This window comes from Brevibacillus sp. RS1.1, assembly GCF_013284365.1.
Taxonomy (GTDB): Bacteria; Bacillota; Bacilli; order Brevibacillales; family Brevibacillaceae; genus Brevibacillus; species Brevibacillus brevis_D.
On record NZ_JABSVA010000004.1, the window covers coordinates 243391 to 258401 of the forward strand.

Sequence of the window (15011 nt, forward strand, 5' to 3'; positions counted from 1 at the left end):
GTATTTCCTATGCTTTTGGCAGTTCAAAGGAACTTTTCAACGATACAATCCGATTGAATACGAGCTTATCATCTGTCGTATGCTTCGGATCGACATTGAAATAGCCATGGCGGAAAAATTGATACTTGTCTTGAGGCTTGGTTTCTTTCATATTTGGTTCCACGTAGCCTTGCAGCACTTCCAACGAATTCGGGTTAACGTTGTCGAGGAAAGTACCCTCCGCGTCTTCATCATCCATAATCAATGGCTCGTACAAACGGAATTCAGCAGGAACCGCATTGGTCGCATCCACCCAGTGAATCGTACCTTTTACCTTGCGACCTGTAAAACCGCTGCCGCTCTTCGTCTCAGCGTCATACGTGCAATGGATCTCGATCACGTTGCCGTCGGCATCCTTCACGACGTCATTGCATTTAATGAAGTACGCGTGCTTCAGACGCACTTCATTTCCCGGGAACAAGCGGAAATACTTGCTCGGCGGGTTTTCCATGAAATCGTCCTGCTCAATGTAGATTTCGCGGGAGAACGGAATTTCACGATTGCCCATCTCTGGGTTCTCTGGATTGATCTCCGCTTCGAGCATCTCAACCTGTCCTTCCGGATAGTTCGTGATGACGACCTTCAATGGATTCAATACAGCCATCGTACGTGGTGCCTTCAGCTTCAGGTCCTCACGGATGAAATACTCCAGCATTTTCTCGTCAACGGTGCTGTTCGCGCGCGCTACTCCTACTTCACGAGCGAATGTACGAATCGCTTCCGGTGTATAGCCGCGACGACGGAAGCCTGCGATGGTTGGCATGCGCGGGTCATCCCAGCCGTCTACCACATTCTCATCGACTAGCTGTTTCAGCTTGCGTTTACTCATAACGGTGTTTGTCAGGTTCAAGCGAGCAAATTCGTACTGGTGTGGTACCTTCTCCATTTCGCACTCGCGGACTACCCAGTCGTATAACGGGCGATGATCTTCGAATTCCAACGAGCACAGGGAGTGTGTCACGCCCTCAATAGCATCCTCCAACGGATGAGCGAAGTCGTACATCGGATAAATACACCATTTGTCGCCCGTGTTGTGATGCGTTGCATGGGAGATTCGATACAGAACCGGATCACGCATGTTGAAGTTCTGCGAAGCCATATCGATTTTCGCACGCAGCACTTTTTCCCCGTCCTTGAATTCCCCTTGGCGCATACGTGCAAACAGGTCCAGGTTTTCCTCCACAGACCGGCTGCGGAACGGACTATCTGTGCCTGGCTCTGTCCATGTTCCACGCATTTTACGCATGTCTTCAGGAGACAGATCGTCTACGTAAGCCAGACCTTTTTTAATCAACAGCACCGCTCGGTTGTACATCTCTTCAAAGTAATCAGATGCAAAAAACAACCCGTCCCATTCGAAGCCAAGCCATTGAACGTCCCTTTTGATGGCTTCTACGTATTCGATGTCTTCCTTCACCGGGTTCGTATCGTCAAAACGCAGGTTGGCCTTGCCGGAGAATTCTCGTGCCAACTCAAAGTTGAGGCAGATTGCTTTTGCATGTCCAATATGGAGATACCCGTTCGGTTCTGGGGGAAAGCGGGTAATGATTTCCTTTACTTTGCCCTCTTGCAAGTCATCAATCATGATATTGCGGATAAAATTGGATGCCGCTACCTTGTTTTCCAATGAAATCAACCTTTCACTTCACCTTTACACTCCATAATACTGATTCTCTTCCCAGAGTTCAACAAAATCGGGTCGTTGACCGACCCGCTCACGTCTCCCATTGCTGCCCCGTTTGCCATTGTGACCTGCAATACAGGTGAATAACAGAATCAATGGCTAAGCGCTGCTCCGTAATCCCACGAATCGTTTCGAGATGCTTCGAGGGAATCAGATGCAGCAAAGGCTGTTCAACATGATTGAACCGTTGGAATGCTTCCGCTGCAATCCGATCCCACTGCGGGTAATACCGAAGCAAATCATCGGGCATTACACGGGAGCGGTCCGTGTCGGACTCGGGCAAACACTCAAAAGGTTCATCCAAATTTAACGTTCCATAATCATCAGTTAGCTCTTCGCCCGGAAAAATATCCCGTGCAGCCAATTCCATATCATACATGGTCGGCACACAATTCGCATGAAAGCTGTGGTTCACGTACCTTGCCTTATCCCAACAAAGAATATACTTTCCGAACTGGTTCTTAAACGAATATTTTTGTACGTCCTGTTTTCGTAATGAGTCAAGTCTTTCCACAAATGCAGGGTCCAATACTTGGTCCAAATCATCCTGTGCCCATACAATCGTTCCTTTTGGGATAAACCTTGTCGCAAACACACCGTACCCGATCTCATCGTTGATATAGCGCAATTCTGTATCGGGATGCATCATGGTCTTTGTTTCACTCCTTGGCAAATGTGCCTTTTTATCATCATAAGCAGCTTTGCCCCAGGAGGTGTGTGAATATCTGTCGAAAAATACATAGCATTCCTAACTATTTTTCCGGATTAAAATATTTTTCTTATTTACCACAAATGGTAAATAGTCTATATTATTGGCAAACGGAGTTTTAGGAACATTTTCCCACAACGATTGAATCAGTATATGTGTCATTTTATGCTTCACCCATTGATATCGAAACGGCATACCCGGGGAAATCCGGCGACGCAAAGCTACAGGGGCTACCTCCGCAACAGCGGACACGCTTGCCAGCTACCGAAGTATTGATGTAGGACGCGACCAATGATCCTATATCATTGGTCTTTTTTTGCGCTCATAATGTCTATTTTTGTCTACTTTTGTATGTTTGTGTATTTTTAACTTTTAAAGGAGGTGAGGCAACAGCGGATAGCCGGTTTAATGAATCATTATTCTTTTCATCATGAAGGAGGTTTCATAGGAATGTCATTCTGGAAGAAACTCTCGACCGTCGCGCTGACTGCTGTCATCGGGGTATCAACATTCTCTGGAGCACAAGCTGCTAACCGTCCAACATCGATGTCACCGAACGCAATGGTGACGACTCCTCACTATCTGGCTACGGCTGCGGCCCTGAAAACATTGGAAGACGGTGGAAATGCAGTAGATGCTGCTATTACAGCCGCTTCCACCTTAGCTGTTGTCTATCCTCATTACACAACCATTGGCGGAGATAACTTCTGGCTCATCTACAATGCCAAAACAAAAGAGCTGAAGGCGCTGAACGGCAGTGGGCGCGCAGGCGAAAAGGCAACCATCGACTATTACAAAGGCAAAGGCTACGAAAAAATCCCGTCCCGCGGTTATGAATCAGCAAACACTGTCCCTGGTGTCGTCTCCGGCTGGTGGGAGGCGTACAACTACGCCCATAAAAGCATGGGCAACAATAAGCTTCAATGGAACAGACTGCTGGAGCCTGCCATTGGATACGCCGAGAACGGATATCCCGTCTCCCCCAACCAAGTATATTGGACAAAATACGCGACAGATCCAACTGACAATGACTTGAAGAATCTTCAACGTTTTGATGGCTTCCGCAAAACATTCCTGAAGCCCAACGGCGATCCTTATGCAGCAGGCGAAATTCTCAAACAAAAGGATCTTGCCAATACTTTGCGAATCATTGCGAAAAAAGGCGCTGACGGTTTTTATAAAGGAGAAGTTGCTAAAAAAATCGTAGCAGACATGAAAGCCAACGGCGGATTGCTCACGTTGAAAGATTTTGAAAAGCATACCTCCACTTGGGCAGATCCCATTACGGTAGACTACCGTGGCTACAAAGCGTATAACGTTCCACCTAACTCCCAAGGCATGGCATCGCTCTCTATTCTTAATGTTTTGAATAACTTTGACCTCAAGAGCATGGGTGAAGGAACACCCGATTACTACCACACGATTGTGGAAGCTACCAAACAGGCTTTCGCTGACCGCGACAAATGGCTGACTGACCCTGCCTTTGCGGATATCCCTGTGGATGAGCTGTTGTCCAAGCAGCACGGGAAGGATTTAGCTGCGCGCATTGATATGAAGCAAGCAGCCAAATCCGTAGAACCGCTTGATCCAAAAGGCGATACAACCTGGTTCGGGATCGTCGACAAAGATGGAAATGCCGTGTCCATCATTCAGAGTCACTACTTTGACTGGGGTTCTGGCATCGTAGCGAAAGATACGGGTGTCCTTTTACAAAACCGCGGAAGCTACTTCTCTCTGGATTCCAAACACATCAATCACTTGGAACCAGGAAAACGCACCTTCCACACCATTAACCCAGCTATGCTCTTTAAAGGGGACAAGCCTTATCTTCTTTACGGAACACAAGGGGGAGAAGGTCAGCCGCAAACGCAAGCCGCTCTCGTCACACGCATCGTCGACTTTGGTTTCAGCGTGCAAGACGCAATCGAAGCGCCAAGATGGCTGCATGGGCGCAACTGGGGATCTGCTTCCAACAATCTCAAGGTGGAAAGCCGCATCCCTCAAGAAGTCCTGGACGAGCTCATTAAACGTGGGCATCCAGTCGAAAAGCTTGAAGCAGCCTATACCGATGCGATGGGACAGTCCGGCGCAATCCTGATTGACCCGCAAACCAATGTAAAATTTGGCGGTGCTGACCCTCGCGGTGAAGGCGCAGCAATGGGCTATTAATATTTTGTCAGACTGCTGAGCTCATCTCAGCAGTCTGACTGTTTCTATTTCGCATTCACGGATTAGGAGTGGACAAACCTATGTTTTTGTTCAACAAGCTCAGGAACAAAATGATTCTTTGGTTTCTCGTCGTGGCTGTCATTCCACTTACTGCCGTTTCGTTGTTTATCACGAACAGCTTTTCATCCATTCTCATTGATAAACAAAAATCATCCTATGTTGACCTTACTTCCAGTACAGCCATAGCTATGGATCAATATCTGGACCGGCGTATGACAGAAATTCAAGTTTTAGCCCGCACCTCGGATATTCAATCCGATGATGCAGCAGCAAAAAATGAATTCATTCGCAAGTTTACCGAGGAAATGAAGCTGTATGACGGAAATACGTTTATCGCAAGCGATGGAAAAGTAACGGCTGATACGTTCCCCAAAAGCGTTGGAATCAATCTTGGCGAGCGCCAATTCTTCAAAGACGGTATGCAGGACAAGCCCAGCTTCTCCGATGTTCTTGTTGCGAAGACAACCGGCAATCGCTCTATCATCGTCGCTTCCCCTGTAAAAGGGAAAAACAACGAGAAGCTTGGTGTCTTGACCGGGCTCGTCAATGTAGATGACTTCACAGCTACCTTTCTCAAAGATTTGAAAGTAGGCAACGATGGTTATCCGATTCTCGTTGATAACAAGGATCAAATTCAATACCATCCTACCCAGGATCTGATCGGCAAACCGCTTGCGGAATCCGGTCTGCCGCAATCATTAATGGAAATCCTGAAATCAGGAAAAACGGAAAAGGGCTCATACAGCTACTCGGACAATGGTAAGGAATACGTTGTCACCTACTCCCCGATTCCCAAGACCAACTTTGGTTTGTATCTGCATATCCCAGTCGAATCCATAACGTCCGCGGTTTCTTCCGTTACCACCATGGTTAGGATCATTGTCATCGTTGTTGTTGCTGTTGTGATCGCAATCGCCTACGCTGTTTCCCGGCAAATCTCACGCCCTATTGCAGCAGTTGCCACCGTGGCTAACCGTATTTCCGAGGGTGAACTGACTGTACAGCCCTTGCAAATTCGAACCAAGGATGAGGTTGGACAGCTATCCCAATCAGTAAACACAATGGTGCTCAACCTGCGAACGATTATTCAACAAGTAAATGATACGGCTTCAGATCTTGCTTCTTCCGCAGAGGAATTGTCGGTCAACGCTGACCACACGAGCAAGGCTACCGAGCAAATCGCCATAACGATTCAGGAAGTAGCTTACGGTGCGGAAAAACAAGTGAAGAGTGTAGAGGAAAGTGTCACCGCAATTCAAGGCGTATCGACAGGGGCTCAGCAGGTTGCCACGAATGCACAGCAAGCTGCCGAATCAGCTTTGGGCGCTTCCCAAATTGCCGTGGAAGGCAATCAGGCCCTTCAGGTCGTTATCAGCCAGATGCAATCGATCGAGAATACTGTCGGCAACATTGCCGATATCGTCAAACGATTAGGAAACAGCTCACAGGAAATCGGACAAATCGTACAAGTCATCACCGCCATTGCTGAACAAACAAATCTGTTAGCGCTAAACGCAGCGATTGAAGCGGCGAGAGCCGGTGAACAAGGGCGCGGCTTCGCCGTTGTGGCAGACGAGGTTCGCAAATTGGCTGAGCAGTCCGCACAATCCGCGCAACAGATCAAACTGTTGATTACGACGATTCAGCTCGAGTCAAACCAGGCTGTCCTATCGATGGAACAAGGCACCAAAGAGGTCGCCACTGGACTTACGGTCGTTAACAATGCAGGCAAGTCCTTCGAGCAGATCCAAGATGCTGTCACGCAGGTGGCAAGACAAATTCAAGAAGTAAAGGCCTACTCTGAGCAAATGTCTTTTGGCACCAAACAGGTGGTAGAGTTGGTTAGTGTCATTGAAGAAGTAGCGGAGAATTCTGCTGACGGAACACAAAGCGTATCGGCCGCCACAGAAGAACAGCTGGCAGCTATGGAAGAAGTCAGTTCATCATCTACTTCTTTGGCAAGAATAGCCGAAGAACTGCAATCTCATGTAAGCAAATTCAAAATTTAGTCCAACAACAAAAAAGGAAAGCCGCCTTGCAAATTGCTCGGCGGCTCTTTCCTGCTTGTGCTTATACAAACTCCCACATCCGGTCAGGATGATTCGTGCAAATTTGAACCTGAGGATGCCACGAAATGACTTCGCGGATATGTTTCGGATCATCCAGCGTCCACGCAATGACTTTGAAGCCTTTTTCAATCGCGGCTACTGTTAGCTCACGATTCAGAAACGGATATCCCATGGAGAGGATCGTAGCACCTGCTGCCTCCATCTGTTCCAGCATGAGTACAGGGCGACCATATACAATCAGACCTGTCTGCACTTCTTGATCGAGCGTGCGAACGTGACGGATCAGATCATGATCAAATGAAGTCAGGTACACCTCTTGCTTCATTCCGTGCTTTTCTACAAGCGCGAGCACCTTTTCAGCAATTTCCGGGTACATATCACTTGTTGCTTTCAACTCGATATTTAGCGTGCAGCGACCTTTTACTGCGATCAGCGCTTCCTCCAGTGTAGGGATTCGCTCGCCCGCAAACTTGTCGCCAAACCAGCTCCCTGCATCCAGCTCACGCAGCTCTGCCAAGGTACGATCCATGACCAGACCGCGGCCATTGGTCGTGCGCTCCAGCGTAAAGTCATGAATCAGCACCGGAACACCGTCACGCGTCAGCTGTACATCAATTTCCATTGCTTTGATAGCTGGCTCTGCCAAAGCCAGTCGAATCGCTGTCATTGTATTCTCCGGGGCTTTGCCTGACCACCCGCGATGTGCCATACAAATGTTCATTTCGCCAGCTCCTCTATCATTTCGTTTCTATTATTTTTTCAAAAGCTTGCTGCCTTTTTCCGTTGCCGTCTGCATCGCTTCATCTACTGTCGCTTGGCCAAGCATCGCACGTTGCAGTTCTTTTTGAATCACATCCTGCAATTCTTTGTAGCCTGGAGCCATTGGACGAGGATAGCCGTATTGCAGCTGATCTACCGCGACCTTGAAGTTTGGATCTTTTTCATAGAATGCCTTCATTTCAGCCGAATCAATTGCTTCTGTCGTAACAGGCATATAACCGGAAGCGATCGACCACGGAACCGTTTGCTCGGTATCGGTCATCCACTTCATGAATTCCCACGCTGCCTTTTTCTCTGCGTCAGTCGACTTCGCCAGCATCACGAGATTCGCGCCGCCCGTTGGCGTACCAAAGTTTTTATTGGCCGGAAGGAAGGCTGCACCCATGTCAAATTTGGCATTTTTCTTCAATTCCGTCAAGGAGCCTGTCGATGTAAAAATCATGCCTACTTTTTGATTCAAGAAGTCTTGCTCCGCTACATCCCACGCATTGTAGTTTTCTCCTGGAGGGTTTTTCATGATGCCTTCCTTCACCATTTTGGACCAGAGCTCAAGTGGTGCTTTTCCTGCTTCGTTGTTGATCGTCAGCTCTTTGCCGTTCTCACTCAGGATGCTGCCCCCGCCTTGGAAAACGAGCGCTTCGTAGAACCAAATATCAACTGGTGTAGAGAAGCCGTACCGGGTAATTTTGTCTCCTTCTTTTTTGCTCAGCTTTTGCGAGAAGCTGACGAGCTCATCCCATGTTTTCGGACCGTTCGAATCAAGCCCTGCTTCTTTTAACATATCGCGGTTGATGTACAGCAGTGGAGTGGAGCGGTTAAATGGTACTGCGTACAGTTTGTCATTCCAATAAGAGTTTTTCATGAGACCTGGAATGTACTTCTTTTCATCCCCTTGGGAGTAAGGTGTCAAATCTTCCAAAACCTTTGCATCTGCAAATGCCGCGATCGAAGCGATCTCGACCATCGTGACATCTGGATTATTGTTCGCTGCTACAGATGCCAATACTTTGGAATGGTTCTCTTGATACGCCCCTTGGTAGGCTGGTTTGACGATAATATCTTTATGTGTTTCATTGAATTTTTTGACCATATCCTCGATGGTTTTCCCACGAACGCCACCCAACGCATACCAGAAATCAATTTGGACAGGGCCACTGGATGCTGTAGACGCTGCAGGCTGAGAAGTGCTACCTGTACTAGCAGACTGTTCTTTGCTAGATGATCCGCATCCAGCCAATACTCCTGACAAACCGATAGTCAATGCACATAGAATCGTTCCAGTTCTTTTCAATGAAAACATGGTTTGATTTCCTCCCTAAGAGCTCACTTTTATTATTTGGATTGATAGATGAACGCTTTGATAATATGCCGTTGTGCCACGAAGAAAATCACGAGAATCGGTAGAATGAGGATCATGTTGCCTGCCATCATGACGTTCCACAAGGTTCCACCGTCGGACATGTGCAAGCTCGATATTCCGATCGGCAAGGTGCGCACCTCGTCGCTGTTGGTCATAATCAGCGGCCAGAAATAGTCGTTCCAGTGATAAATAAAGCTAAATAGTCCAAAAGTGACCAGCACCGGCTTCGCCATCGGCACCATGATCGTCCACATGATCTTCCATTCGGACGCGTTATCCAGACGTGCTGCCTCAATCACTTCATCGGGAACCTGCATGAATGCTTGCCTGAGTAGGAAGATTCCAAAAGCACTGGCTGCGTACGGCAGGATGAGCGACCACAGCGTGTTGACGAGTCCCCAACCGCTCAATTGCACGTAGATTGGCAAAAAGATGACTTGTCCGGGAATCATCAAGACAATCAAAACTAGACCAAACAACAGATTGCGACCGGGAAACTTATAGCGTGCAAAAGCGTAAGCCGCAGGTACCGCCGTTAAAAATTGCAGGATCAATATCCCTACGGCAACCAGAATGCTGTTCCACGTATACATAAGGAACGGACCAGATTCCCAGGCTTGGGCGAAGTTGCTCCACTCCCACGTCTCAGGCAAAAGCGTCGGGGGAAATTGCAGTACCTCCCGCATCGTTTTGAAGGCCGTCGATGCCATCCACAGAAACGGGAACACAAACAGGAAAGCTACGAGCAAAAGTCCAATCCATTCTACAGTCTTGCGTGAAGCCAAAACCACTCGATACATGCTGCTCCTCCTTTCTCACGAGTTCATCAGCGATAATGCACGCGCTTGGACATCACCAAGAAATGTACAGCTGTTAAAATCCCTACTAGTATCAGCAAAATGACAGAGGCAGCCGAAGCAATCCCGCCATTGTAGAAGTCCATGCCCTGCTCGTAAATGTAGTAGACAAGCATGTTCGTACTATTGATTGGACCACCCTGCGTCATAATGGCAATCGTGTCAAACGCTTGGAAGGATGAGATCGTATTGATAATGAGCAAAAAGAAAATGGTCGGCGACAGCATCGGTATCGTAATTCGTCTCAGCGTCCGCCACCACGGCGATTGATCGAGCGCTGCTGCCTCGTATATATCGCCCGGAATGCTTTGCAATCCTGCGATGAAAATGAGCGTGTTATAGCCGACACCTTTCCAAATGCTGACGATAATCAGTGACAGCAAGGAGCTTTTCGGATCAGTCAGCCACGTATACGCAGGCAATCCGACCGCTTCCAGTCCTGCGTTCAACAGGCCAAACTGCGGGTCCATCAGCCACATCCACAGCATCGAGACAGATACCAGCGAAATGATGTGAGGACTAAAAACAGTCGCCTGAATAATGCCGTACACCTTTGCCTTTTTGTTCAGCCACAGGGCGAGCAGGAAGGATAGCGTCAAGCCGATCCCCACTGTCGCAATGGTAAAGACCGCGGTATTCCCCAATACTTGATGAAAATCTCCGTCCACCATCAAGTCCTGATAGTTTTGCAAGCCTACCCATTCCATTTGCTCCAAATTGATCAATGACCAGTCCTGAAAGCTCAAATAAATGATCGAGCCAATCGGGTAAAAGAAGAACAGGACAAAGCAAATCAATGCGGGTGCCAGATACAAGTACGGACGCAGCCGGGATGCGAGGTCAGACCATGCAGATGCCTGTGAACTCACTTCTTTTCTTGACTGGCTTACACCCGGCAACTCCTGTACAGTTGCCGCCTTTCGCATCAGTTATCCCCTCCTGCGCGTGTCGATACAGGCACTCGTCCACTCATGCGACCTACTCGTTTTCCGCTCCCTTTTTCGAACACATAGATGTACTCCCACGGTACAGTGACCGTGACTGAGGAGCCGACCTGCATCGCGACCTCCGAGTCCGCTTTGACGATGACCCTGCCTTTTTCCGTCTCCACGTGAAGGAGCGTGTCTGAGCCGAGAATTTCCCTGGATACGACCTGACCCCGTGCGTTCCACATCTCTTCGCTCGTGATGGCATTGACAGCAGCAGGCAACAACACTGCTTTTTCCGGGCGGAATCCCCATACGTGCTCACTCTTGCCCTCCGCAGAAACAATATTCATCGGCGGAGAACCGATAAATTGGGCAACAAACAGATTTTCCGGCTCCTGATACAAATCCATCGGGGTCGCTACTTGCATAATGTGACCGTCATTCATGACGACGATCTGATCGCCCATGGTCATCGCCTCGACCTGATCATGCGTCACGTAGATGAAGGTGCTACCGAGCTGCTTGTGCAGGCTCGTCAATTCCACACGCATCTGATTTCGCAGCTTCGCATCGAGATTGGAGAGCGGTTCGTCCATCAGGAAGACCTTTGGCTTTTTCACCATGGCCCGCGCGAGTGCAACACGTTGCCTTTGACCACCGGAGAGCTGAGAAGGCTTGCGTTTGAGATAATCGGTTAGCCCGACGATTTCCGCGATCTCCTCTACTAGCACCTGACATTCCTTTTTCGACGTTCCTCGGTTTCTCAAGCCATAGGCGATATTGTCGTACACGTTCATTGTTGGGTAGAGAGCGTAATTTTGAAAAACCATCGCAATATCACGCTTGCCAGGTGGCAATTGGTTCACCGTTTGATCACCGATTATGATTTTGCCGTCCGTCACTGTTTCCAAGCCAGCAATCATCCTGAGTGTGGTTGATTTCCCACAGCCGGACGGACCTACCAGAACCGTAAAGGAGCCGTCTGGAATGACCAAATCTAATCCTTTGACCACACTTTGATTCTGAAAGGCTTTCGTTACCTTCTCCAACACCACACGTGCCATCTGCTTTTATTTCCCTCCTTGTGCCTTTGCGGCCAGCATCTCCGTAACAAATGTCTCGAAATCGGCGTAGCGGTAATCCGGAGAAGCGTAGGGCCATTTCTCTTGTCCGTACCACTCCAGCACGACAGATTGCACACCCGCTCCTACCGCAGCCAGTACATCATAGCGACTGTCACCGATCATCATGGCTTGCTCGGGACGTTTGCTTAGCGCTCCCAGCGCTTTTTGTACAGACTCAGCCGACGGCTTGCCTCGCGATACATCATCGACGGTGACGATTGCCTCAAACAGATGCTCAATCCCCGCCATCTCCAGACCAGCCAATGTAAACTCCCGTTGCTTGTTCGTGACGATCGCCATTGCAAAGCCCGCCGCCTTTAGCTTTTCCAACCCTTCGCGGACAAACGGAAACAGTTTGACGTGTTCTTCATGATGCTCCCGTACATAGGCGAAGTATCTCTGCAGCACTTCCTTTTTGTCAGGAACGCCTGCTGCTGTAGCAACGGCCGCCAAAAAATCATCAAACGATTCTCCAAAACGGGCGAGAAGCTCTTCCCTGCTAAAATGTCCCGGTGCGTACTGCTCAGCCGTAAAAGCAACGGCATCCACGACCGCATCCCGACTGTCCAGCAAGGTCCCGTCCAAATCAAATAACAACGCTTGAATCAAGGTTCTTACACTCCTTCCACAGCAGGGGACTTCCGACTGAAACAGCTGTCGCTCCATGCTTTAATACTTCCTCCATCTGTTCCCGCTTGCGAATTAGCCCGCCAGAAATGATCGGGGTATCGATCACACTTCGAAATTCTTCGATAAACTCCGGCAGCAAACCAGGCATCAGCTCAACAGCGTCAGGCTGTGTATCTTGCAGGGAGGTTAGGCCTGATTTAATCGAGTCGCTATCGACCAAAAACAAACGCTGAATCGTCAGCAGGCCTTGCTTTTTCGCCAGCTTGACCAGTGTGTTGCGCGTAGTGACGATCCCGTCTGGCTTAACGTAATGCCCCAGAAATGCAATGCCTTCCCTGTCATGACTGATTCCGCCAATCCGCTCCAAATGAAGAAATACAGGGATATTTTTCGCCTTAAAATAATCCACGTAGCCTTTAATCACACCAATGTTGCCAATCGAGAGTACCGCAGCACTCAAATTTGCCTCTGCCGCTTTTTCCAGGTGCTTCGCTTCTTTTACAGAAGCGATTAGCTTGTACTGTGCCAGTCTTGCACGAAACTGTTCCCGGTTCACTCGTTACGCCTCCTTATGCCCAAGACAAAAAACCCTGCGACATGACAATGCCAAAGAACTCTCGATGAAAGTGCTTGGAAAGGCTGTCGGGGGTTTCTCCATGGCTCCAACCGAAGGGATGTGTTCACTTGTTACTTTGAATGGTACTGTACGAGCGTTAAGGAATCTTGAAGGGAATGTTAATAAACGGAAAAGTTCATGTAAGGATGGAATTGACGGAATGGAAGAGCGGATGTATGATCCATCTATATTCAAATAATCAAATATTCGAAAATACGAAAAGAAGGGTTGCAATCATGAAGTGGGCACCAAGATTCGAAGGCTACAATCTCGTTTCCTTTCGAAAAGACTGTGTATCAGGGGTAATCGTCGGTATTATCGCGATACCATTGGGGATGGCATTTGCTATCGCCTCCGGAGTAAAGCCTGAGTACGGAATTTACACGACCTTTATCGCCGGGATTTTGATTTCTCTATTTGGCGGTTCCCGCTATCAAATCGGTGGACCTACTGGTGCTTTTATCCCGATATTATTTGCAATCGTCATGCAATATGGTTATGCAGACTTGCTCCTCGCTGGCTTCATGGCAGGGATTCTCCTTGTTCTCATGGGGGTTCTACGGCTGGGAGGACTGATCAAATTCATTCCGCGCCCCGTCATCATCGGATTTACTTCGGGGATTGCCGTTATCATCTTCTCCGGTCAAATTGCCAACTTTCTCGGACTGGAGCAGTTGCAAAGACATGAAGATTTTCTGTCCAACATGGGGGAAATCATTCTTCATCTGAACACAATTAATCTATACAGCGTAGCCATCGCTATTTTGAGTCTCGCCCTTATTTTGGTGACTCCCCGATTCTTCCGAAGTATACCGGCCTCTCTCGTTGGACTCGTAGTCTCCAGTGTCGTTTCTGTCCTCTTTTTAGAAGGAAAGGTAGCGACGATTGGCTCCACCTTTGGAGAGATACCGAGTACATTACCCGGCTTTCATTTTCCTGAAATCACATGGGAACGTGTCCAAAAGTTACTGAGTCCAGCCCTGATCATTGCTATACTAGGAGCGATAGAGTCTTTATTATCTGCCGTCGTCGCCGATGGGATGACACGGAGTCGCCACAACAGCAATCGGGAATTAATCGGCCAAGGCATTGCCAATATCTTGACCCCGTTATTTGGGGGAATTCCTGCTACTGGCGCGATTGCGAGAACAGCCACCAACATTCGAACCGGGGCAACCTCCCCCATGTCTGGCATCATTCATGGTCTGGTCGTTTTGCTCATCCTCGTGCTGTTCGCCCCTTACGCCTCGCATATTCCGTTGGCGAGTATGGCGCCGATCTTGATGCTGGTTGCCTGGAATATGAGTGAGCGCAAGGAATTTGCCTACATCGTCAAAGTGAAGACGAGCGATTCTCTTGTACTGGTGCTCACCTTCCTTTTGACCGTTTTCACCAATTTAACCGTTGCTATTGAAGTGGGATTGGTACTATCTATCCTGTTGTTTGTCAAACGAACGCGCGATAGCTTGCGGGTAGCTCAGGTATTGCCTGATCCCTCGTCTAACCACGACAAAGTCATGCCGCATATGGTTACCGAGGAGCATGACTGCCCACAAATCAGCATCTACACAATTGAGGGCCCACTTTTTTTCGGGGATGCCGACTTGTTTGAAAGCTCCCTTACTCAAACCCTTCAGCGACAGCCAAAGGTATTGCTGCTGCGGATGGGAAAAGTCCCTCTGATGGACATGACAGGGGAAGCGAATTTGTCCAGGATTGTGAAACAATGCATGGACCAAGGCACAACAGTCCTTATCTCCGGAATCCAATCTGGCCCTAAGAAAATCTTGCAGCGTACGGGACTATATGGCCTCGTAGGCGAAGCTCACTTTTTTGCTCATACTGGGGACGCGATAGCGTATGCCCTCAGTTTACTAGACACAGGGAAGTGCCTCGGATGCAAGCATTTTGCCTTTCGCGAATGCACGCGCCTGTCCGCTCCTACTGAAACTTCCACATGATGTTACGATCGGAGGAACCTATCA

General features: G+C 48.6%; 12 protein-coding genes and 1 riboswitch. Of the genes, 3 read left to right on the plus strand and 9 right to left on the minus strand.

What is annotated here, in order from left to right; all coding sequences use genetic code 11:
• Nucleotides 1–7: 7 nt before the first annotated feature.
• Both HP570_RS15455 and HP570_RS15460 read right to left on the minus strand, forming a co-directional pair.
• Complete coding sequence (locus HP570_RS15455) at nucleotides 8–1675, minus strand: glutamine--tRNA ligase/YqeY domain fusion protein (protein ID WP_087341878.1); 1668 nt, start codon at nucleotides 1673–1675, stop codon at nucleotides 8–10.
• A 79-nt stretch (nucleotides 1676–1754) separates the two neighbouring features.
• The gene (locus HP570_RS15460) at nucleotides 1755–2372 is read right to left on the minus strand and encodes an SET domain-containing protein (RefSeq protein ID WP_015893718.1); all 618 of its coding nucleotides are present in this window, start codon (nucleotides 2370–2372) and stop codon (nucleotides 1755–1757) included.
• Between the two features lie 240 nt (nucleotides 2373–2612).
• A riboswitch (cyclic di-GMP riboswitch) is annotated at nucleotides 2613–2701 on the plus strand.
• Between the two features lie 181 nt (nucleotides 2702–2882).
• Between HP570_RS15460 and ggt the strand changes: the two genes are divergently transcribed.
• Entirely contained in the window at nucleotides 2883–4601 is a 1719-nt protein-coding gene (gene ggt / locus HP570_RS15465; RefSeq protein WP_015893720.1) for a gamma-glutamyltransferase, read from the plus strand.
• 80 nt (nucleotides 4602–4681) lie between these two features.
• Entirely contained in the window at nucleotides 4682–6670 is a 1989-nt protein-coding gene (locus tag HP570_RS15470; RefSeq protein ID WP_173626284.1) for a methyl-accepting chemotaxis protein, read from the plus strand.
• A gap of 61 nt (nucleotides 6671–6731) precedes the next feature.
• Here HP570_RS15470 and HP570_RS15475 read toward each other — a convergent pair whose 3' ends face one another.
• The 7 genes from HP570_RS15475 to HP570_RS15505 are packed head-to-tail and all read right to left on the minus strand — an operon-like array spanning nucleotide 6732 to nucleotide 12966.
• Nucleotides 6732–7451, minus strand: coding sequence for a glycerophosphodiester phosphodiesterase (locus HP570_RS15475; protein WP_173626285.1), 720 nt, complete (start codon nucleotides 7449–7451; stop codon nucleotides 6732–6734).
• 30 nt (nucleotides 7452–7481) lie between these two features.
• Nucleotides 7482–8810 (minus strand): ABC transporter substrate-binding protein, encoded by a 1329-nt coding sequence (locus HP570_RS15480; RefSeq protein WP_173626286.1) that lies wholly within the window; start codon nucleotides 8808–8810, stop codon nucleotides 7482–7484.
• Between the two features lie 32 nt (nucleotides 8811–8842).
• Nucleotides 8843–9670 carry a carbohydrate ABC transporter permease gene (locus HP570_RS15485; RefSeq protein ID WP_173626287.1) on the minus strand — a complete coding sequence of 276 codons (828 nt, stop codon included), beginning with the start codon at nucleotides 9668–9670 and terminating at the stop codon, nucleotides 8843–8845.
• A gap of 26 nt (nucleotides 9671–9696) precedes the next feature.
• On the minus strand, nucleotides 9697–10653 hold the full coding sequence (locus HP570_RS15490; RefSeq protein ID WP_173626288.1) for a carbohydrate ABC transporter permease: 957 nt from the start codon (nucleotides 10651–10653) through the stop codon (nucleotides 9697–9699).
• Complete coding sequence (locus HP570_RS15495; protein ID WP_173626289.1) at nucleotides 10653–11720, minus strand: ABC transporter ATP-binding protein; 1068 nt, start codon at nucleotides 11718–11720, stop codon at nucleotides 10653–10655. The genes HP570_RS15490 and HP570_RS15495 overlap by 1 nt, the downstream gene beginning before the upstream one ends.
• Before the next feature lie 6 nt (nucleotides 11721–11726).
• The gene (locus HP570_RS15500) at nucleotides 11727–12389 is read right to left on the minus strand and encodes an HAD family hydrolase (RefSeq protein ID WP_173626290.1); all 663 of its coding nucleotides are present in this window, start codon (nucleotides 12387–12389) and stop codon (nucleotides 11727–11729) included.
• Nucleotides 12367–12966 carry a glycerol-3-phosphate responsive antiterminator gene (locus HP570_RS15505; RefSeq protein WP_015893728.1) on the minus strand — a complete coding sequence of 200 codons (600 nt, stop codon included), beginning with the start codon at nucleotides 12964–12966 and terminating at the stop codon, nucleotides 12367–12369. Before HP570_RS15505 ends, HP570_RS15500 begins: the two co-directional genes overlap by 23 nt.
• Before the next feature lie 296 nt (nucleotides 12967–13262).
• Here HP570_RS15505 and HP570_RS15510 point away from each other — a divergent pair, with 296 nt between their 5' ends.
• A complete protein-coding gene (locus HP570_RS15510) occupies nucleotides 13263–14987 on the plus strand; it encodes a SulP family inorganic anion transporter (RefSeq protein WP_173626291.1) in 1725 nt (574 codons plus the stop codon).
• Nucleotides 14988–15011 lie beyond the last annotated feature (24 nt).

Bases quoted from the DNA above. Each gene is read 5' to 3' on its own strand.
- ggt (WP_015893720.1), top strand. From the start codon at position 2,883: ATGTCATTCTGGAAGAAACTCTCGACCGTCGCGCTGACTGCTGTCATC.
- HP570_RS15510 (WP_173626291.1), top strand. From the start codon at position 13,263: ATGAAGTGGGCACCAAGATTCGAAGGCTACAATCTCGTTTCCTTTCGA.
- HP570_RS15470 (WP_173626284.1), top strand. From the start codon at position 4,682: ATGTTTTTGTTCAACAAGCTCAGGAACAAAATGATTCTTTGGTTTCTC.
- HP570_RS15480 (WP_173626286.1), bottom strand. From the start codon at position 8,810: ATGTTTTCATTGAAAAGAACTGGAACGATTCTATGTGCATTGACTATC.
- HP570_RS15475 (WP_173626285.1), bottom strand. From the start codon at position 7,451: ATGAACATTTGTATGGCACATCGCGGGTGGTCAGGCAAAGCCCCGGAG.
- HP570_RS15485 (WP_173626287.1), bottom strand. From the start codon at position 9,670: ATGTATCGAGTGGTTTTGGCTTCACGCAAGACTGTAGAATGGATTGGA.
- HP570_RS15495 (WP_173626289.1), bottom strand. From the start codon at position 11,720: ATGGCACGTGTGGTGTTGGAGAAGGTAACGAAAGCCTTTCAGAATCAA.
- HP570_RS15490 (WP_173626288.1), bottom strand. From the start codon at position 10,653: ATGCGAAAGGCGGCAACTGTACAGGAGTTGCCGGGTGTAAGCCAGTCA.
- HP570_RS15460 (WP_015893718.1), bottom strand. From the start codon at position 2,372: ATGATGCATCCCGATACAGAATTGCGCTATATCAACGATGAGATCGGG.